This is a genomic window from Sphaerimonospora thailandensis (assembly GCF_016863115.1).
Lineage (GTDB): Bacteria > Actinomycetota > Actinomycetes > Streptosporangiales > Streptosporangiaceae > Sphaerimonospora > Sphaerimonospora cavernae.
This window is the reverse complement of the sequence record NZ_BOOG01000006.1, coordinates 1-714: the sequence shown is the minus strand read 5'-3', so window position 1 is coordinate 714 and position 714 is coordinate 1. Positions and strand designations below refer to the sequence as shown.

Here is a 714-nt window from a genome sequence, read left to right as displayed (position 1 = left end):
CCGTGGGTTCGCGATCCGTGGGTTCGCGATCCGTGGGTTCGCGATCCGTGGGTTCGCGATCCGTGGGTTCGCGATCCGTGGGTTCGCGATCATAGGTCAGATCGGTCCCGTCCATGTCGTCGCATCCATCAGAGGCGCCTGGGCGGCCGATCGTGTCGGTGCTGCCGCTCCCGCCGGGAGCGCCCCTCCTGGGATCACCTCTGCCAGGTCTGTCCCGGTCAGGTCTGTCCCTGCGGGGATCACCTCCGCCGGGGGCGTCCCTGCTGGGATCGTCCAGTCCGTGATCGCCGGGAGCGCCTATGACCGGATCGGCCTGCGTCGACGGGCTCTGCTCGTCGGGGTCTTCTTGACCGGCGGTGGCAGGGCCGGTGATGGGATTCGCCCGGGTCGGGCCGGCACCGGTGGTGCCTGCGGCATCGCCGCCGTCACCGGCCTGGGTGCCGATCCCCGTGCCGCTGCCGCTCCCCGACTCGTCGCCATTCCCGGTCCCAGTGCCGATGTCCTCTGCCATCCGGCCGTTGGGCGCGAAGCCTCCCGGCACGAGGTCTCCGATGTCACGCTCCCGGCAGGCGAGGCCATCGGGTGCGAGATTACGAGATCCGTTGCCTTCACAGCCGTTGCCTTCACAGCCGCTGTCTTCAGAGCGGCTGCCTTCAGAGCCGCTATCTTCGGTCCTGTTGTCGTCAGATGTTCGGCTGTCGCGTCGGCCGTCGA

General features: G+C 69.0%; 1 protein-coding gene. It reads left to right on the top strand.

The genetic code is table 11. The annotated features are described in order from the left end of the window. Positions 1-280: 280 nt before the first annotated feature. Positions 281-714: hypothetical protein (locus tag Mth01_RS01915; RefSeq protein WP_204010245.1), on the top strand; the 434-nt coding region annotated here is incomplete at its 3' end.